This window comes from Paenibacillus sp. HGF5, assembly GCF_000204455.1.
GTDB lineage: Bacteria > Bacillota > Bacilli > Paenibacillales > Paenibacillaceae > Paenibacillus_AQ > Paenibacillus_AQ lautus_A.
The window spans coordinates 22,486-41,860 of record NZ_AEXS01000008.1; the positions used below are offsets into that span (position 1 = coordinate 22,486).

General features: G+C 52.1%; 19 protein-coding genes. 8 read left to right on the forward strand and 11 right to left on the reverse strand.

Features of this window, described 5'->3' with window-relative positions; all coding sequences use genetic code 11:
* The first annotated feature begins 113 nt into the window (after positions 1 to 113).
* From HMPREF9412_RS00825 to HMPREF9412_RS00845, 5 genes are all read left to right on the forward strand, one after another.
* On the forward strand, positions 114 to 899 hold the full coding sequence (locus HMPREF9412_RS00825) for a helix-turn-helix domain-containing protein (RefSeq protein ID WP_009589364.1): 786 nt from the start codon (positions 114 to 116) through the stop codon (positions 897 to 899).
* Between the two features lie 90 nt (positions 900 to 989).
* Entirely contained in the window at positions 990 to 1,403 is a 414-nt protein-coding gene (locus tag HMPREF9412_RS00830) for an SRPBCC family protein (RefSeq protein WP_009589345.1), read from the forward strand.
* Positions 1,404 to 1,477: 74 nt separating this feature from the next.
* Complete coding sequence (locus HMPREF9412_RS00835; protein WP_009589356.1) at positions 1,478 to 1,840, forward strand: VOC family protein; 363 nt, start codon at positions 1,478 to 1,480, stop codon at positions 1,838 to 1,840.
* A 316-nt stretch (positions 1,841 to 2,156) separates the two neighbouring features.
* Complete coding sequence (gene speD, locus HMPREF9412_RS00840; RefSeq protein ID WP_009589344.1) at positions 2,157 to 2,972, forward strand: adenosylmethionine decarboxylase; 816 nt, start codon at positions 2,157 to 2,159, stop codon at positions 2,970 to 2,972.
* 327 nt (positions 2,973 to 3,299) lie between these two features.
* Positions 3,300 to 5,876 carry a rhamnogalacturonan lyase gene (locus HMPREF9412_RS00845; protein WP_009589365.1) on the forward strand — a complete coding sequence of 859 codons (2,577 nt, stop codon included), beginning with the start codon at positions 3,300 to 3,302 and terminating at the stop codon, positions 5,874 to 5,876.
* Between the two features lie 89 nt (positions 5,877 to 5,965).
* On the opposite strand, the gene HMPREF9412_RS00850 is transcribed toward HMPREF9412_RS00845, so the two are convergent.
* Positions 5,966 to 6,772: an MBL fold metallo-hydrolase gene (locus HMPREF9412_RS00850; RefSeq protein WP_009589334.1), complete on the reverse strand. Its 807-nt coding sequence runs from the start codon at positions 6,770 to 6,772 to the stop codon at positions 5,966 to 5,968.
* 23 nt (positions 6,773 to 6,795) lie between these two features.
* Positions 6,796 to 7,401: an ArsR/SmtB family transcription factor gene (locus HMPREF9412_RS00855; RefSeq protein ID WP_009589350.1), complete on the reverse strand. Its 606-nt coding sequence runs from the start codon at positions 7,399 to 7,401 to the stop codon at positions 6,796 to 6,798.
* A 207-nt stretch (positions 7,402 to 7,608) separates the two neighbouring features.
* On the opposite strand from HMPREF9412_RS00855, the gene HMPREF9412_RS00860 reads away from it, so the two are divergent.
* Entirely contained in the window at positions 7,609 to 8,124 is a 516-nt protein-coding gene (locus HMPREF9412_RS00860) for a hypothetical protein (protein WP_009589328.1), read from the forward strand.
* A gap of 99 nt (positions 8,125 to 8,223) precedes the next feature.
* Here HMPREF9412_RS00860 and HMPREF9412_RS00865 read toward each other — a convergent pair whose 3' ends face one another.
* The 7 genes from HMPREF9412_RS00865 to HMPREF9412_RS00890 form a co-directional block, all read right to left on the reverse strand.
* On the reverse strand, positions 8,224 to 9,078 hold the full coding sequence (locus HMPREF9412_RS00865; protein ID WP_009589337.1) for a VOC family protein: 855 nt from the start codon (positions 9,076 to 9,078) through the stop codon (positions 8,224 to 8,226).
* Between the two features lie 223 nt (positions 9,079 to 9,301).
* Entirely contained in the window at positions 9,302 to 9,745 is a 444-nt protein-coding gene (locus tag HMPREF9412_RS00870; RefSeq protein ID WP_009589351.1) for an Rrf2 family transcriptional regulator, read from the reverse strand.
* Positions 9,746 to 9,966: 221 nt separating this feature from the next.
* Positions 9,967 to 10,131 (reverse strand): hypothetical protein, encoded by a 165-nt coding sequence (locus tag HMPREF9412_RS32730; protein WP_009589346.1) that lies wholly within the window; start codon positions 10,129 to 10,131, stop codon positions 9,967 to 9,969.
* A 111-nt stretch (positions 10,132 to 10,242) separates the two neighbouring features.
* Positions 10,243 to 11,166, reverse strand: a complete 924-nt coding sequence (locus HMPREF9412_RS00875; RefSeq protein ID WP_009589353.1) for an AEC family transporter — start codon at positions 11,164 to 11,166, stop codon at positions 10,243 to 10,245.
* A gap of 110 nt (positions 11,167 to 11,276) precedes the next feature.
* Positions 11,277 to 14,426: an ATP-binding protein gene (locus HMPREF9412_RS00880; RefSeq protein WP_009589333.1), complete on the reverse strand. Its 3,150-nt coding sequence runs from the start codon at positions 14,424 to 14,426 to the stop codon at positions 11,277 to 11,279.
* Positions 14,427 to 14,562: 136 nt separating this feature from the next.
* On the reverse strand, positions 14,563 to 15,054 hold the full coding sequence (locus tag HMPREF9412_RS00885) for a hypothetical protein (protein ID WP_009589348.1): 492 nt from the start codon (positions 15,052 to 15,054) through the stop codon (positions 14,563 to 14,565).
* A 176-nt stretch (positions 15,055 to 15,230) separates the two neighbouring features.
* On the reverse strand, positions 15,231 to 16,388 hold the full coding sequence (locus HMPREF9412_RS00890) for a response regulator (RefSeq protein WP_009589362.1): 1,158 nt from the start codon (positions 16,386 to 16,388) through the stop codon (positions 15,231 to 15,233).
* Positions 16,389 to 16,574: 186 nt separating this feature from the next.
* Here HMPREF9412_RS00890 and HMPREF9412_RS00895 point away from each other — a divergent pair, with 186 nt between their 5' ends.
* On the forward strand, positions 16,575 to 16,919 hold the full coding sequence (locus HMPREF9412_RS00895; RefSeq protein ID WP_009589352.1) for a hypothetical protein: 345 nt from the start codon (positions 16,575 to 16,577) through the stop codon (positions 16,917 to 16,919).
* 60 nt (positions 16,920 to 16,979) lie between these two features.
* On the opposite strand, the gene HMPREF9412_RS00900 is transcribed toward HMPREF9412_RS00895, so the two are convergent.
* A complete protein-coding gene (locus tag HMPREF9412_RS00900; protein WP_009589325.1) occupies positions 16,980 to 17,456 on the reverse strand; it encodes a GNAT family N-acetyltransferase in 477 nt (158 codons plus the stop codon).
* Between the two features lie 150 nt (positions 17,457 to 17,606).
* A complete protein-coding gene (locus HMPREF9412_RS00905; RefSeq protein WP_009589361.1) occupies positions 17,607 to 18,107 on the reverse strand; it encodes a GNAT family N-acetyltransferase in 501 nt (166 codons plus the stop codon).
* 185 nt (positions 18,108 to 18,292) lie between these two features.
* Between HMPREF9412_RS00905 and HMPREF9412_RS00910 the strand changes: the two genes are divergently transcribed.
* Positions 18,293 to 19,375, forward strand: a 1,083-nt coding sequence (locus HMPREF9412_RS00910) for a M24 family metallopeptidase (protein WP_009589360.1), incomplete at its 3' end; no start/stop codon positions are given.

Here is a 19,375-nt window from a genome sequence, read left to right on the forward strand (position 1 = left end):
TGAATGGGCAACCGAATCGGGGAAGGAAATTGCATTCGACGAGCGGAATTTCATAAATGTGGAAATAAGCCTGATATCATGTAGAGCCATTAAAACGAAGTTGGTGATCCCTAATGAACGATGAACATGCCGAAGCCGTGCGGCAAACCATTCAATATATGAAGGAGCATCTGGACGAGCCGATGACAACCGAGCTGCTCGCCGATCTCGCGGGGTACAGCCCCTACCATTTCTCCAGGATATTCAAGCGGGTAACCGGCATTTCCGTCAGGCAGTACCTGTCCGCCCTCCGGGTCGAATCGGGCAAAACCGAGCTCCTTCAAAGCCCTTCCCTGCTTGTGAAAATCGGAATGAACATCGGTTTGGCAAGTCCCGGCACATTCAACACCCGCTTTAAGCAGTTTGTCGGCCTGTCTCCAAAAAAGTTCCGCACCACCACGGAGTCCCTGCATCGTTACGTGAATCAATATGAGCACAAGCCATTAACCTGGACAGATGAAGAAGGGCATGCTCTGCCCCGGATTCATTGCCGGATCGAAGCTCCCGAGAGGTTTCGCGGCATGATTTACGTCGGTCTGTTTCCAAGACCCGTGCCCGATCAGAAGCCCGTAACCGGTACGGCCGTCAACCTCAAGAACCGGACCTGCACGTTAACCGGCATCCCGGCCGGTACGTATTATGTGCTGGCAGCGGGCATCCCCTGGAGCCTCAATCCGCGGGATTATTTTCTGCTGAGCAAATCCTTGCGAGGCAAGATGGAGGAGCCTGTCCATATCGACGAAGGAACCGATCTCGCCGTGAAGATTACCTTGCGCGAGCCTCTGCCCTATGACCCGCCGATTGTTGTAAATCTACCTCTGCTCTTGTTTGAGAAGGATCGGAACAACAGCGCAAAGTAGAAGAATTTTTGAATCGCCTATCCATTTATAATGGAACTGCAAGAAGCGTTATCCCAAAAGCAATGAGCGCTATATGATGGAGGATTAAACATGACCATTATTCAAGAAACCGTGATTCAGGCCGATGTGCAGCTCCTGTGGCGAGCATGGACCGAGTCCGCAAGGATAACCGAGTGGTTTGCGCCGGCTGCGGAAATCGAGCCGAGAGCGGGCGGAAAATTCGAGCTGTATTTTAACCCGGCCGATCGAGAATCGATGTGCACCGCCGGGTGTACCATTTTGCAGTATGACGAGCCACGCGTGCTTGTTTTTGAGTGGAAAGGTCCCGATCCCTTCGCGGAAACGATGAATCAAGGCGAGCTGACGGCGGTTAAGGTTGCCTTTTTCCCTGAGGCGGACGACACGAGAATTACCCTGAGCATACAGGCTGGAAGGATTCCGAAGCGTCCCGGCAAGCCCGGGAGTGGCATATCGATGCGTGGAAGGGGATGCTGGCCAGCTTGAAATCTAATATCGAATCCGGGAACGGGATTCTGTGCTGCAAGTAAAACAAACCATGAGCGGAGGAGTGCGAGCATATGCCGAACCTATGCGTTCTATCGATCAATGTAAGCGATATACAGCAAGCCAAACAGTTTTACTGCGATGTTCTGGGTTTCGAAATCTCGAGGGTTTATGATGACCAGATCGTCAGCTTGAAGCATGAGGGCATGTCCCTCGTTCTGCAGAAATGCGACCGTCCAACGGATACGGAATACCCGCATGAGGCACAGGTGATCATCGGAATCGAGACCCCGGATGTAAACGAAGCCATTGCGAACTACAAATCGAAAGGCGTCGACGTCATCTTCGATACGCCCAAGCCTTGCCCTCCCGGGCTGTACAGCGCCATCCGCGACCCGTTTGGCAATGTGATCGAGCTGCTGGAATTTACGGAGTAATCCATCCGTTCGGCAGCATCAATGTTCAAGCATACGAAGTGAATCCATATAAACGTCAGAGGGATAAGCTGCATGCAGCAGGTGTCGTTCTGATAGATAAGGCCAGCCGGAGAAATCCGGTTGGCCTTTTTGGAGTTTGGGAGCCGCCGCTGCTTCCCCTCTGGCATTGCTCCGCCTCTGTTAACGTTGAACCCGATCCGGGTAAGAACATAGTAATGCTGCTCCGGAAGGCGGAGCATGGGCAGATTAGGAATCGACGGTTTCGGAAATAATAGGTACTCGAACTGATATATTAACGACACAAGGGGAAATTCATATGGATATGACACCAGAACAACGCGTGACCCTGCATGGGTTCAACAACTTAACGAAATCGCTCAGCTTTAATATGTATGACGTCTGCTATACGAAGACCCGGGAGGAACGGGAAGCGTACCTTGAATATATTGATGAGCAGTATAACGCGGATCGGCTGACGAAAATATTGAGCCATGTGGCCGAAATCATCGGCGCGCATGTCCTGAACATTGCCAAGCAGGATTATATTCCGCAGGGCGCCAGCGTGACGGTGCTAGTCTCCGAGGGCCCCGTCGTGGAGGTGCCGGAGGAATCCTATGACGAATCGCCGGGTCCGCTGCCGGATAACGTGGTGCTCCAGCTCGACAAGAGCCATATTACCGTCCATACGTATCCCGAATTCCATCCGGACGAGGGCATCAGCACTTTCCGGGCCGATATCGACGTGTCGACCTGCGGGGAAATCTCACCGCTCAAAGCCCTGAACTACCTGATCCACTCCTTCGATACGGATATTATGACGATAGACTATAAAATCCGGGGATTCACGAGGGATATTCACGGACACAAGCTGTTTATCGACCATGAGATCAGTTCCATCCAGAACTATATTCCGGACGAAGCCAAGGAGCTGTTCGATATGATCGACGTCAACGTATACCAGGAGAACATCTTTCATACCAAGTGCAAGCTGAAGCAGTTCGATCTGGACAACTATCTGTTCGGTTACACGAAGGATAAGCTGTCCGAGGCCGAGCAGCAGGAAATCACCGAACGCATCAAACTGGAGATGGACGAGATTTATTACGGCAAGAACATGGACCGGAGTTACTGAATGGCTTGCTACCCTGCGGCGGCTATTCTTTTCTTGCATGACCATCATGCGAGCAAGCAAACAGGCCGGGCTCCCAGGAGCCCGGCCTGTTTGCTGCTTCTATGGCTTGACCCTAGAAAATCGACTTTCGGAATCAGAATTAACTCTGTTTTTAAATCAAATGGCCTGTTTTTTGTATGTTGTCATTCTTCCAGGTTCCATACAATGAAAGTGATTTAATTATTACCCCATTCCAACCAGAAAGGAGGAGCCGCACAACCATTTGTGAAAGCGCATACGGGATGCTGCACACCAGCATCCGAACCACAAGGAGAAAGGTGGCTGAACATGAAGAATCTTAGTAGACTCAGCTTGCATCGCAAGCTGTTGGCAGCGGCTCTTACGCTCCCCATGATCATCACGGGGAGCATCGAGTCGTTAGCGGCGCCCTCGCATCAAGCGGCAAGCGGCACGCAGCAAGTTGCCACTAAAACCAGCCGGATTCAGCTGGAGTATTTGGATAGGGGGATCGTATCGGCCCCCACTTCAGAGGGCAACTTTCTGAGCTGGCGATTGCTTGCCGGAGAAGTAACCGGATATGGCGACACGGGGCTTACCGGTCCAACCTTTCATGTCTATCGGGACGGCACCCGGATTGCCATCGTCGAGAACAGCACCAATTACCTGGACCGATCCGGCACGTCATCGTCCTCCTATTACGTATCTGCCGTCGTGAATGGAAAAGAGGTCGACCAGAGCCCCACCTCCACTCCCTGGTCCTCCCCCTATTACGATCTGAAGCTAAACAAGCCGGATGGCGGAGTCACCCCGGCCGGGGAGCCTTATACTTACTCTGCCAATGACGCCAGCGTCGGCGATGTGGACGGCGACGGGCGGTACGAGCTTTTTGTCAAATGGGACCCTTCCAACTCCAAGGACGTTTCCCAAATCGGGTATACCGGCAACACGTACATTGACTGTTATACACTGGAGGGCATCCTGCTGTACCGGATCGACCTCGGCGTCAACATCCGTTCGGGCGCCCACTATACGCAGTTCATGGTGTATGACTTTGACGGGGACGGCAAAGCGGAAATGATGCTCAAAACGGCACCGGGCACCAAGATTCTTCGCTATGATCCTGCCGGCAACATGATCTCCCAGAGATACATCACGCTGCTGCCCGAGGATATGAAGGCCGGATATTCCAATCAGGACGATTACCGGCTGAGCAAAACCGGCTACTACGAGCACATGGTAAACCTCTTCATGAACTGGCATCAGCATGAAGAGGTCGTAAGCGGCCGCTGGCCGGCCACGCTCGAAGAAAGCTTCGGCATCGATAAGAAGTACCATTATCCGTTATCCCGTACCGATGCCGTAAGCATGGTCGATCACTTCATGGACACCTATGCGCCGCAGCGAAGCGCCCGCAACAATCTCCGGGCGTTCGAAGGGTTCATCTTGGATGGTCCGGAATATCTCAGCGTATTTGAAGGCGCGTCCGGCAAAGAGCTCGAGACGATCCGGTATAAACCCGGCAGGCATGACGACGGTCTCATGTGGGGCGATTACGCCATGGCCCGGATCGAACCCGGCAATCGCGTGGATCGCTTCCTTGCCGCCGTTGCTTACCTTGACGGGGAACAACCCTATGCCGTATTCGCCCGCGGTTATTACACCCGATCCACACTCGTATCCTACAAGTGGGATGGCCGGCACTTAAGCGAGCATTGGGTTGTGGACAGCGGCTGGACCCCGATGACCAATCCGTTTAACGACAGTCCGCATGGCCGGGACGGGACCGATGCGGCATTCGGTACGTTAACGACGCAAGGGGCCCACTCGTTAAGCGCGGCGGACGTCGACGGCGACGGCAAGCAGGAAATCGTCTACGGTTCGGCAACGATTGACCATGACGGCACGCTGCTGTACAGCTCCATGGATGTGCTTCCTCCTCAAAGCGCGGATCCGGGAGCGATGGCCCGCCTTGGTCATGGGGACGCCATGCACGTCACCGACATCGATCCGGATCGGCCGGGTCTTGAGATCTTCATGGTTCATGAAGGCGGTGCCTACGCCTCTTACGGCTATTCCCTCCGTGATGCGGCAACAGGCGGGCTCCTCTACGGCGGCTATACCGGAAAAGACACCGGACGCGGCATGATCGGCGATATCGATCCCGATCAGCGGGGACTCGAAACATGGGCCGTCGGCACGTGGTCTGCAAATGGAGAACAGCTCTCTACGGCCATGCCGGGCACGAACATGAACATCAAATGGTCTGCGGATATGACCACCCAGATCGTGAATGGTAACTTGGATCAGACGCCGTTCATCGAAAGCTGGCGCAACGGGACGCTGCTAACTGCAGAAGGCACGCGCACCAATAACGGGACGAAGGGAAATCCTGCCCTCGTCGCCGATCTTTTCGGGGATTGGAGAGAGGAACTGGTGGTCCGGACCACGGACAGCTCGGCCCTCCGGATTTACCTGAGCACTGAGGTCACCGACCGTAAGCTCTATACGCTCATGCATGATCCGCAGTATCGGGTCGAGGTTGCCAGACAAAATACAACGTATAACCAGCCCTCTTACACCAGCTTTTATTTCGCATCCGATACGGATTTCTCGGAGGTTCCTATCCCCGTCTATCAATCCCCGGGCATGCTGAACGTGCTGGATCAACTGGTGAGCGAGTATGCCCGCGCAGGGGAACTGGCTAACCCGCTGCTGCCCCGGTTGGGCAATGCCTTGAAACAGGCAGAGCATCACATGAGCAAGGGCTCCAGGGAACAAGCGCTCAAATTTTTAAATACATTCGTTTCTCAGCTGGAGGAGCATAAGAAACCCGGTGCGATATCGGATAGAGCCCGGATGAACTTGTCTTATCAGGCATGGACGCTCATGAGCATGTGGAAATAGCTTAATCGCCTAAAGACAATCGCTAGCCTAAAAAGCCGCTCTCCGGATGCCAATAGCTGATCCGGAGGCGGCTTTACTTCTTGGCAATATTAGAATTGAACCGAAAATCCGTTGAACCGGTGAATGCCCGTTCCAAATCGGACAAGGTCTTTTTCCCGGAGCTCCTGCACGGCTTCTTTTACCACGTCCAGCCATGCCGGGTCCAGTCCAAGCGTATTATGAGAACCGAAGATCCGATTTACGCCTTCGATATTCGCGATCCGCTCCAGCGAGTTAACGAGATCTCCGGGACTTGTCGTCGGGTAGAAGGCATATACCGGCGTCTCATCATACAGCAAATCGCCAGTGAACAAGTACCCGTGGTCGGGTTCAAATATTGCAATATGTCCGGGCGAATGGCCCGGCGTATGGTAGATGACCAGGCTTCGCCCGCCAAGCTCGATGACGTCCCCATCCCGAAGCAGACCGGTCGGCCGCCCCCGATAAGGGGTGTACGCTGCCGGATCGAAGGAAGCCGGTACGGGTCTCGTAATATCGCGCGATATATCCTTGCGGATTTGCTCAATCGAAAGCTTTTTAATGCCGCTGACCAGCCAATCCTCTTCGGCCTCATGCACGTAAATCTCCCCGTACTGCCCGTGACTGCCGATATGATCTGCGTGAACATGCGTGGTCAGTACCATGATAGGCAAATCCGTCAGCTGATCGGTCATCCGCCTCATGTCGTCGATGCCTAGGCCCGTATCGATCAATGCGGCACGCTCGTCCCCTATCAACAGAAACGAATGCACCTTCTCCCAATGCCCGTACTCACTGATGGCAAACGTGCCCTCATCCAGCTGCGATATCGTAAACCACGTATCATCGATCACGATGGTATATTGATTATTGTCCATATGTATGTATCCCCCGTCCAGGATTATCGAATGGTGATATTCTCATGATCATCTTGGAATGCTATCAACGACATATAATAGCTCTTCTCCTCCTCGGAAAGCGAGCTTCTGCCGGATTCGGCCCCTTCCATCTTGAAGTGTTTATCCAGAAGCCCCTTGAATTCTTCCACAAAAGCATGGAAGCTTTCCTGCGTTGCACGAAAGCGGTAGGTTCCCGCAAGATTTTTCCTGTGGTGCTCACTCGTACTGTCCAATGCAAAAGAAGAAGCCGGGGCGGTCTCGATTTTGGCCCGCGTTACATCAAGCGTCTCCATGAATACCTGTCTTGAGGTTTCCACCAAATCCAGGCTTGGCAGCAAATGATCCTCCGGAATGAAGCGGCTTGCAACGGCGCGATAGTATTTCTGCACGATACCGTTCTTCTCTTCCTTCCTGACCACATGGATGATGCCATGCTTCTCCAGCTCCTTGAGATGAAAGTAAATATTGTTCCGCGTGATGCCGAGCATTTCGGCCAGCTGCTGACCGGTGTAGGCATCCTTCACCAGATTCATCAGCATTTTGGTGCGGAGAGGATCCGCAATCGCTTTGAGCTGCTCATGGGTCTGAATTTTATAGACACCAGTCATTTTTATTTTAACACCTCCATATATTTTATCGGTAAAATTAATTTTACTGTTTGATTGGATTTCATCCTACCATGACTTAGATCTATCGGTCAATCCGGACGCCGGTCTCCGGCTTATCAGACGAGCCATTCCCCTTCGCCTGGCGGCTGTGATATAGTATCCACAATCGTCTATTATGACATTATGTTCATCAAAGGATGTGTCTCCATGTTTGACCCGACTATATTCGAAAATTTAAAGGTTGGCATCGAGAATACGGTTTATGACCTCGACAATCTCGATGAAATCATCCGCGTTACCGATCGGAAGGACCTCCTGGATATGGCGACCTTGTCCAGAAGTTTTAGCCTCCGATTCGAGCTGGTTCAGCAATCCGCGGCTTCAGCCGAAATTTGCCTGGAGACCGGGCTGCGGGATTTGGCTGCCGAGATTTTGGAAATTCCGGAAGAACAGCCGGGCTGCGAGTTGAAGCTCCGCTTTCATAAAAACATTGCCGATCCTGCCTACTCGTGCCCGGTTATCGCGCAGATGATTAAAGAGATATGGAACCCCGAGCTCCCGCCGGTGCAAACGATACGCTACGCCTACGGCAACGATACGGTCCCCATCCATAACGCGATCGAGCTTCGCTTTCCCCGCAAAATCAACGAAGAGCAGATGGGAGACATTCCGAATATCACAGAGTTCATGCTCCGTACGCTGGTTGAATTAAACCGGATCTAGCTTGCCTGCTTTCTGTCTAGCTGATCATCCTAACGGTGATGATTCATTAAAAAAAGCCTGCCGCTAATATAGCGGGCAGGCTTCTTCGTTCGTATGATATTAAGCAACAACCAACCGGATCCAGATGTCCGAAGGATCTTGAACGGCCCAGACGCCGTCTCGCTGTTCCAGGTGCAGCCCCGCTTCGCGAATACGGCCGGTTACCGCCTCAAGCGCCTCATGGCTCGGAAGCTCGATCGTATAATTCTCCATTCCCGCAGCGTTCGGCGGCGTATTCGGTACACCGATTCCCGCCCAAACATTGAGCCCGATATGGTGATGGTATCCTCCTGCGGATATAAACAACGCTGCTCCCCCATAATGGGCGGTCAGTTCAAAACCCAGCACATCGCAATAGAATGCACGGGCATCCTGCAGGTTGGACACATGGAAATGCACGTGCCCGATGACGGTCCCTTCCGGAAGTCCAAGCCATTCCTTCTCTTTGGAGAGAGCCAGCAGTCCTTCAACATCGACCGGGTCGGTGGCCATCACATATTCCCCTTTGGCATCGCGCTTCCAGGTATCCCGTGGCCGGTCGGCATAAATCTCAATGCCGTTTCCGTCCGGATCATTAATGTACAGCGCTTCGCTGACCAGATGATCGCCTTGGCCGACCGGCATGTTATGAGCGATCAGATTGGCAAGCGCGAGCCCTAGCGATTCCCGATCCGGTACCAGGATCGCAAAGTGGTACAGCCCTGCCGTCCGGGTCTGCGGTCTTATCAGGTCCGAAACCTCCTCAATGATCAGCAGCGGCTGCTTGCCGTCAGCCGTCAATTCGGCCACCCGGCCATGCTGGCGCAGCATTTTTAATCCAACGACTTCCGTGTAAAAGCGTACCGATTGTGCCAAATTGCTAATCCGAAGAGATACGGGTCCGAGCTTTGTGGATGGATGTATAATGGCTGTCATATTCTCACTCCTTGAATGTTGTTGTTTGATTTTTTCATAAAATATATTCAGGTCCGCGACAGGCTTAACTTGTAATCAAAACAGTTACATCTTACTTGTAATCATTATAGTTACAGGACCATCCCGTTGTCAAACCCAGTAATTAACATATAAACAAAGGCACACCAACCCAGGCCCAAAAGAAAACGCCCATCCTGCAAGGATTGAGCGTATCCTATATCATCTATTCACTGGATGTTCCGTTTGCAGACGCATGGATTTCCCGGACGATTTGCTCCAAATTCACCTCATGCAGCGTATCCTCCATTGCCTTCTGAGCGGCCGAGAACACCGGAACGATCGCCGTTTGAATATGTTTGCCAACAGGACATTTCGTGTCCGAATTCTCGTGAATACCAAACAGGGAACCCTCCTGCACGACATGAACGGCATGATAAATATCCAGGAGCGTAATCCCGGACGGAGGCTTAGCCAGCTTCGCTCCCGCTACGCCGGGTTTCACCTCGACCAGGCCCGCTTTGCTGAGCATGCCGACAATCCGCCGGATGACCACCGGATTCGTGTTCACACTCTCCGCAATATAATCTGAAGTGCTGACGCCAGCCTTATTCATCTCCAGCACGGAAAGAATATGAATGGCCACTGCAAATCGGCTGCTTATGTTCATGCGATCCCTCCTGACGGTCCAAATCTTCAGATGACTAGCATGTAACCATCATAGTTACATTAGACTCCAAAGTCAACGCTCCCGCCGTGTCCATGGAATGATAGGAAAAACTTGCTCATCCATTACGGCACATTGCGATCCTGCCCTAGCTTCATGAAAAAAGCCTCCATCCCGCTTGTGGCTAAGGAGAGGCTTTCTCACCGACGTAACCCGGCCTGAACTTAGAACATCGGGAATACGTATTTGATCAGGAAGTACAAGAAACCAAAAAAGATGATCAGATAAGCAACATACTTGATCAACGTAGAAGCTACCCTGCTGGAGTCGTTACGCTCCTCGATATTGCGGGTCTCGATCTCCACGTCTCGGTCACGCGGTCTGCTCATAGTTTCCACCTCCATCCGATTCGGATTCGCAGATGATGGTTATCTCTTGACGCTTACTACTCTTTACACGCACGTCCAAGAGTTGAACCAATCTTCCGGAGGCGAGAAATCTTAAAGAAAGCCAATCATAGCAGGCAGAACGATAAAAGAAGCCAGCGTGGTCCACAGAATGCACCTGGATACAAGCTTGGGCGCGGCATCGTACTCTTCGGCAAGGATGACCGCATTCACGGCTGCAGGCATCGCCGACAGAATCAGAATGACTGCAAACAAGGTTCCCTCAATGGATAACATCGCGAGCAATCCCCAAGCCACCAACGGGCCCACCAGCATTCGCATCGCCATGCCCGACCAGAATCCGCGCTTTGAGACGGCGAGCGACGCTCCACCCTCCCGAACCCCAACCATCTGGGCGCCCAGTATGACAAGAGCCAGCGGCGCATAGGCGGCGGACAGCATGGAAACACCGGTATTCATCCCTTCGGGGAGCTGGAAATCCGTCAACCGGAAGAGTACGGCAAGCGCTGCGGCGTAAACCGAAGGAAGTGTAAATACGGTCTTGATCGCTTTTACGGCCGAAAAATGAGACCGCGCTGCCAAATACACGCCTAATGTATTCATGATGATGATCTGCACGATGACATACACGGAAGCCTTATCCAGCCCTGCCTGCCCGAATGCAAGCAGCACGAGGGGAAGCCCGTAATTCACGCTGTTGGTAAAAATGGTGGTCAAGGCGAGGCCCGATTTCTCCGTCTGGGACAAGCCGAGCATTTTACCTGCAAAGGCGCTGAGCGCCCAGAGGATGATCACGTTCAACAGGCAAAAGGCAACCGTCACCGTCACCTCGTTCGAGGTGATCGAAGCCTTTTCCAGCGTCTCGAAGATCAGTGCCGGGCTCAGCACATATAAAGACAGGGCCGAGAGCCCCTTGGTTTCAATTCCTTTAAATCGCTTAAGCAGCGCTCCGCCGATGACGGGCAGCGATATCGGAAGGAATACGCTGTAAATCGTAGCCAAGAAAGAAGAGATCATGAAGTCCACCCTTATACTAAGTAAAATATCATCATCTCTACATCCTAACCTAAACCTGCGGCATTCGTCCAAGATTCAAAGACTATAGGTCTAATAGGCTCAGGCTTTGATTATGCCATCTTCCTGATGACAAATGACACCGTGGTTCCTCTGTCCCTTGAGCTGTCGATCATGAGGCCCTGCCCATAAATTTGCTTCAAACGGCGGTCCGTGTTCATAAGCCCGACCCCCTTGGTGGCGCGATGTCCGCTTCCCAGCATCCTTCGGAGCTTCTCGGGATCCATCCCCGCGCCGTCATCCGCGATGATCACCTTGGCTGATTCAGCCTCTCGTACGATGCGGATGGTTACGGTCCCTCCCTGGGTCCGTGCCAACACCCCGTGAACGACCGCATTCTCCACGATCGTCTGCATCGTCAAGGGAGGAAGCTTCCATTGCTGCACGGCAACCTCGTCGGAGATATGCCAACGGACACGCAGCCGTTCCCCGAACCGCTCCCCCTCGATATACAGGTAAGAGCGAACCAAGCCAAGCTCCTGCTCCAACGGTATGAAACGATCCAAGTTGCTGATATCATAACTGGCTCTCAAATAATGGCTGAATTCTGCGATGAGCGCAATCATCCGGGAAGGATCCACCTCGCTTAGCGAAGCGATCGAATTTAAGGTGTTGTGCAGGAAATGCGGCTGGATTTGGGCCTGGAGCCAAGCCGCTTCCATATGCAGCCTCTCCTTAATGGAGTGCTTCAGCTCCAGCAAGGCGCGTACCCTCGTTTTTAATTCCAGGTGATCCACCGGTTTTATCAAGTAATCGTTAGCTCCCGAGATGAACCCCATATGAATGTCCTCCGGCCGATTCCTGGCGGTCAGCAGCAGGATGGGAAGCTCCGATAGCATATACCTCTGCCGAATCGTCCTGGACAGTTCATACCCCGACATCTGGGGCATCATCACGTCGGAAATGATAAGATCCCATTCTCCCTGCTCCAACAGCTGAAGAGCTTCCTCGGCGCGGGTAACGGCCACGATCCGATACCCCTCGTCTGCAAGCAAATGATGGATGACCTTCAGGTTAACCGGATCGTCGTCAACGATAAGCAGCCTGCCGTCGCTTGGACGGGCAAGCGCCAGAGCCTCCGATTCGGCGTCATCCTGTTCGTGCATATCTGACATATTCGATTGCGTCTCCTTCTCTTTCTCTGGATTTGAAGCTGGGGAGACCGCGATAACCTCCTGTTTATCCGCGTTCTCCTGCTTCATCATACCGTCCACTTTCAGCGTGAACGTAAAGTCGCTCCCCTGACCCGGAGCGGATGTTACGGAAATATCCCCTCCATGGAGCTCAACCAGCTGCTTGCTGATGCCCAGTCCAAGCCCCAAACCGCCTCCCGAAGCGGCAAAACCGGAATCTCCCTGCTCGTAGGGGAGGAATATTCGGCTTAACGTCTTTTCGTCCATACCGATCCCCGTGTCGCGAACGTGGACATTAGCCCTTCCTTCAATGACCTCCGCAGCCACCGTGATACGTCCGGCCTCCGTATATTTGATGGCGTTGTGAATCAGATTGAACATGATTTGAACCAAGCGGCTTTCATCCGCCCATACCTTGGGGCCCTCCTCCGCGATCTCGCATACGAGCTCGATTCGCTTGCCTTCCGCCATCGGACGGAGCATGTCCAGCACGCCTTGAGCAGCCGAACCGAGGTGGACGCTCTGAACATTCAACCGAACGCGCTTGTCCTTCAATAACGAAACATCCAACAAGTCGTCCAGGAGCAGTGACATCCGTCTGCCGATGCCGGTGATCAGCTCCAGCTGACTGCGATCCTCTTGCTCCAATACGCTCCCTTTGCGTTCCAGCAGCGTTTGTGCCATGTTGATGATGCCGTGCAGCGGATTTCGCAGCTCATGGGACGTATTCGCCAGAAACTCATCCTTCATCTTATCCGCACGCTGCAGCTGCTCGGCCTGTTCCCTAAGCATGACGCTGTTTCTGGTAAACCGGATAAACCAGAAGGAAGCAAACCCGAGAAACGCAACGATCAGGTCGATCGGGTAAAAAGGCAGTTCCTTAAAATACCGGAATCTTAAAATTCCGCTTATCATAATGTTGCAGGAAACCGCAACCGCCGACAGCAGGATGAAGATCGCAGCTTCCGTCCGCTCGCTGACCGCCTTCCTGGCTAGCGAAGGCACGAACAGCACGGCGCTTATCAATACCACCGACAAATATTTAGAGAGATGGACCATCAGATGAAACGGAAGCAGCAAATAAACTGCGGCATACGAAACCACAAACATCGTGTAGGCTTGGTAAAAGCCCTCCTTGATCCTCGGCTTTAGCAAATGCTTGGTGCACAGAATCAAGCATAAAGATATCGCGACATAAGCAATAACCTTAAGCTTCACCGCCCACTCGAAAGGGATGCCTGGCAGCCATACCAACAGAAGCTTATCATCGTCGCTCAGCGTAGCCAGCAGCGTAAACAGAATAAGCCCGGCAAAATAAAAAAGCCCTCTACTTCGATAGCCGATCAAGTACAAAATAAAAACATAGATCACATGGAGCAATAGCACGATGCACACCAGCAGCTGCATGTTCTCGGAGAAGGCTTTTCCCCTCATCACCGCTTCCGCCGTTCCGAATTGGATCGGCAGCCGGATCCCGCCTGAATCGGCATACTGATAGTTGCTCACTTCCACGATGATATCCAGCTCATCACCGCCAGTCGGGGGGATGAGCTCCATATGGGGGACGATTCTGGCCACATGGGTCTCTGGCAGATCGGACGGATGTCCTGATGCGTGCAATAATTCCCCGTTTACATACAAACGATAGGCTGTACGGATATCGCTGATCCAGATGCCGTAAGTTTTGTTCCGATCCGGTACGAGCAGCTTGAGGCGGTAAGTCCCGTAGCCGATTTGGTTTCCATTCTCGTTCACGCCCTCCCATGGCCCCGGAACCTGTATCCAGTGCGGGTCGGCTCCCGCAGGCTCTCCTCGGGACGTTCCATCCGGGCCCTTCCATTGATTCGGATAAAAGGCCCACTCCCCGTTCAGGGCGACCCTGCTCCGGTCATCCGCCGGCCAAGCCCGAAGATCCAGCACGCCTTCCCGGAATGGAAGTTCCTCGGGTACCGTAATGGTGTTGAACCAGACCAAGCGCACGGAAAGTAAAATCACGATAAACAGAAAAGTAATCCCCAGCAACCTTCTGCCGGAGACGGGCTTCGATTTGATATTGGAATAGATCGACAATATTAACAGTCCTTTATATAACGTATTGTAAGAATCAATAACACTACATAACTGTCCATTATTTTACATCGTTACGATGCAATTGTCTGTTCCCATTCCCTAAAGTTCACATGAATCCACGGGTTCGTCAGGTCGCCTAAACAATCGAAAGCGTTTTGCCCGAACGCTGAAGAGGCTGGTGCGGGCATAATTCGTCAGCGGATACATACTTCACCGTATAGTAGGAGTAGAATCTTTTTCTCCCGGAAGCTTCATAAATCCACGAAAAAAAGTCGAATATCGAATCATCCACCCATCTTCCGTTATATTCGATTAACGACCGCAAATATGGAATCTGGAGCTTCACGCCTCCATTCCACATGAAGATAAACGTATTAAACTCGGCATTTTTTTGCAGCAAAAAATGAACGGTACGCTCATCCAGCAAAAACTTCTCCTGATCACACAGAAATACCGGTCCCTCGTCCGTAGCAACGATGCCAATCCGCTTGCCGTTGAAGTAAACATAGAAGCCTCGGCAATGCTGGACATCCTTAGCTGCATCCAGCTCGATCTCCCGAAACGTACCAAGCTCCAGCCCCATGGCTTTATGCAGCGAAGATTCCTTAAATTTCCGAATGAATTTCATAACCGAATATTGTACCTCCCGATTCTTATGGTTCACACCCTACAGTATAAGAGGCGGTCCTCTACAATTTCTGAACAGGAACCAAAAAGAACGGCCCTTCGGCTGACACATACAAAAAAAATCACCGGTCACAGCGACCGGTGATTCCCTATCTTATGATTGCTTGGCTAGGTCATTTATTGCACATGGGTGATTTGGATTCCATCGCTCCACTCGTCATACCATTTCTTGATGTAAGGGCTCGGCTCCTCACCCATCTCATCCTCCAGCACTTGACGCAGCAGGCTGAATTGACGGTGTACCTGGGCCGGGTTCCCCTGCAAGCCGTATATTTTCATCAATGAATAATAGGCCTTCTCTTCCAAAGGATGCAGCCTCTGGATCGAGGCGAAGCACAGTACGGCCTCTTCGAAGCGTTCCTGATCCACATACCATTCCGCCATGGATAACGATACGCTGAGCCACAGCTCCTTCAGTCTTTGACGCTCGCCTTCCGCCCACCAATAATCATATTCCTGCAGGTAATCGCCCGTATACAGCTTCATCATTTCAAGATGGCCATCGATCGAATCGGCCGATACCGAGGGGGTCGCCATGAACCAGTTCTCCCACTCCTCGATGTCCAGCTGCACGTCTTCGACATTCAGCACATAGCCTTCCGTCGTGTTGGTGATTTGAAATCGGGTATCATAGGGCTCCAATGTTTTCCGGATATGATAAATGGCGGTATACAGCTGGGGATAGGCCTTATCCATGTCAAACTCCGGCCATAGCATATCGATCAGTGCCGACTTGCGCACCAGCTGCCCCCGATGCTGCAGCAAGTAAATGAATATTTCCTGGGCCCGGGTTGTCCGCCAATGAAGCATGGCGAATTGCCCCTGCTCGTTCGGCTGTTCGATCATAACCTGGCGGAACATCGTCATCCGAATTTTACGATTGGGGTTCAGGACCTCTTCCGGTCTGGACGCAATGCGGCTTCGCAACCGCTCCATCGTTTTGGCTACTCGATCGATCTGGACCGGTTTGACGATATAATCGACGGCATTCAATTCAAATGCGGTAACTGCATATTCGTGATATCCCGTCACAAATACAATGCAGAGATGGGGCTTCTGCTCCAGCAGCTGTTCCGCCAGCTCGATCCCGTTCAATTCCGGCAAGCTGATATCCAAAAACACGATATCCACGTCCCTTGCAAGAATTTCCTTACGCCCCTCAAAAGGATTCGTATACGTACCGATTACATCTATAGGCATGGTATCCAGTTTTAACAGCTGACGTTCTAAATACTTCAAGGCCAACGGTTCGTCATCTACGAGAATTACCTTCATTCATATAACTCCTTGGATTGGAAAAATACGGTCCTATGTAAACTATATTGATTCCAGCGCACGGTTGCAACAATCGAAAGCATGTTTATGACAATATTCTCTTATTTTTTCACTTGAAAAACTCATAATTCCAAGTATAATACTTGGTATAAACAGGTTTATACGTTTGCTAAGGGGGCATTCAACATGGAACATGGCGATAAAGAACCGACATCTCTGTCCCTTGATGATTATCTGGATCTTCTCAACTTGGCGATTCGCTTGGAAGATCGGAAGTGGCAAGCAGACATCATTCGTACACTTCACCACATGCAGGAATCGCTGGGCGAGGAACAAGCGAAGTCGGAGGAATGCACGGAACAGGAGCTGTGGCAATGCGTGGATCAAATCAATGAACGGATGTCTGCCCTGTATCATGAATTGAAAGCAACAGACGATAAAGATATACAGCGGAAGCTGCTGGACCAAATGTGGGAGCTGAAAATTGCCCGGGTTGAGGTTTTTCGAAAAATACGCTCGATTTATCAATAAAGAACAAAGACGATAACTCCTTAGGGGTATCGTCTTTGTTTGTTCTGGATGCCCAATGCGTCAGGATAAATTCAAATGGTAATGCACAAATTCATCGTCCCGCTTATATCCTGCGGATTCGTACAGGCGTTGAGCGGCCGTGTTGTGAAGCTGCGTCGAGAGTGTCAAGCCTTTAGCCTTGGTCTGAACGGCGTGCGCACGGGCTTGATGAAGCAGTTCCCTTCCAATGCCAAGCCCGCGATATTCGGAATCCACGTACAGATCATTCAGAATCCACAACCTGGACATGGATAGCGACGAGAAGGATGGATATAATTGTGGAAAGCCTGGCGTGGCCAGGGTTTCCCCGCGGGTGCAGTCCGCTAAATATATAACGGAATCGCCACGGGTCAGCCTTTCCCTGATATATTGCCGGGCCCCGTCCAAATCATCTTCACGCTCATAAAATTGCCGATACTGATTCAACATCGCGGCCGCTTTGTCCAGATCCTTCAGCTCTGCTTGATATATGCGAATCTCTGCCTTCACATCCTCCACACCCTTTTCGTCCCTTGTTTTCCCCAAGTGTACTGGATATCGGTTAAGGTTTGGAATGCAGAATACCATGAAGGGTTTGCACGTATCTTCATCTTCGCGCTGCGATGACTTCTCTATTGGGCCTGAAATTCATTCTTCACGTATCGTTACTTAGATCGCACGTCCTACAATAACCAGATCCCGCTTGACTCCGTCAAGCTCCGCTACCGCTGGGAGAAGCCCCCACTGGTCGAAGCCGAACTTCTTCAACAGCTTGAGGCTTGGTTCGTTATGACCGAAGACGAATCCGACGAGGTTGCTGACGCGAAGACGCGGGCACTCCTCGATGGCCTTCTGGATCAATAGGCTGCCGGCACCAACGCCGCGATATTTCTCGTTAACGTAGATACTGATTTCAGCTGTCCCGTTATAGGCGGGACGGCCATAGAAGGATTGAAAGCTCATCCACGCAACCAGCCCGTCATCAGATCGCATGACCCAAAGAGGGCGAAAATCGTTGCTGTGCTCTTCAAACCAGCGTATGCGGCTCTCCACCGTGACCGGCTCCAGATCGGCCGTTACTTTTCTGCTTGAAATCGTTGAATTGTAAATGTCCACAATGGCCGGCAAATCCTCTTTGACGGCATAATCGATACGGTATGGATGCGTCACGATGTTCTACCTCCGAATAGATGTCTTTATTACGAGATCTATTGTACAAGAGGTAACGGAAAAACGCTTCTATTTTCTCAAGCCGCGATTCATTCACGAGGAGAACTTTACTTACGTGATGGAACGCGATACCCTTACATTAACGGCATGATGAACGTCTTTGAGTAAAGAAAGGAATGAACAGGATGAACGAACGACTGCAAAGTTTGCTGTTATCCATGAAGGATCAGGGCTGGGATCATGTCCTGGTGACAGACCCCAAGCACGTTTATTATTTGACCGGTTTTGCGAGCGATCCCCATGAGCGCTTTCTCGGCCTGCTCCTCTCCTCCGCCAATGATCCGGTGCTTATCGTGCCGGCATTGGACGCGAACGCGGCCGAGGCCGCTTCAACCGTGAAGAACATTGTCACGCATCAGGATACCGATAACCCTTACCTTTTGCTTAAGGAGCAGATTCAAGGCACCGCCGGAACGCTGGCGCTGGAGAAGGATCAGCTGACCGTCTCCCGCTATGAACAGCTGCGACAGCATGTGAACGCGGACCGCATCGAAGATGTCGGCCTTGCACTGCGGGATCTTCGGATTCGAAAGTCTGCCGAGGAAGTGAAGATCATCAAGAATGCGGTGAGGCTGGTCGAAGATGTTCTGACGCAAGGCCTGGCCCGGGTAACAATCGGCGTCAGCGAGCTGGAGCTTGTCGCGGAACTGGAGTACTTGATGAAAAAGCTTGGCGCGGACGCGCCCTCCTTCGCCACGATGGTATTATCCGGCTCCAACACCGCCTTGCCTCATGGCGTTCCCGGTGCGCGCCGAATCGAAGCCGGGGATCTGCTCATGTTCGATTTGGGAGTATACGCCGGCGGTTATGCGTCGGATATTACCCGTACCTTTGCCGTAGGCGATCTGAAGCCGGAAGCCGTTAACATCTATGAGACGGTTCTTGCTGCGAATCTGGCCGGGATTCAGGCCGTCAAACCCGGCGTGACCTATGGCTCGATCGACCAAGCGGCACGCAAAGTGATTGACGACGCGGGTTACGGCCATGCCTTCGTACATCGCCTAGGTCACGGGCTTGGCATGGATGTCCACGAATATCCGTCCGTTCACGGGTTGAATCAGGACATATTGCAGCCTGGGGCGGTCTTCACCATCGAGCCCGGCATTTACCTGCAAGGCATCGGCGGCGTGCGAATCGAGGACGATGTCATCGTGACCGGCGATGGCGTCGAGGTGCTGACCTCCTTCCCGAAAGAACTGACCGTCATC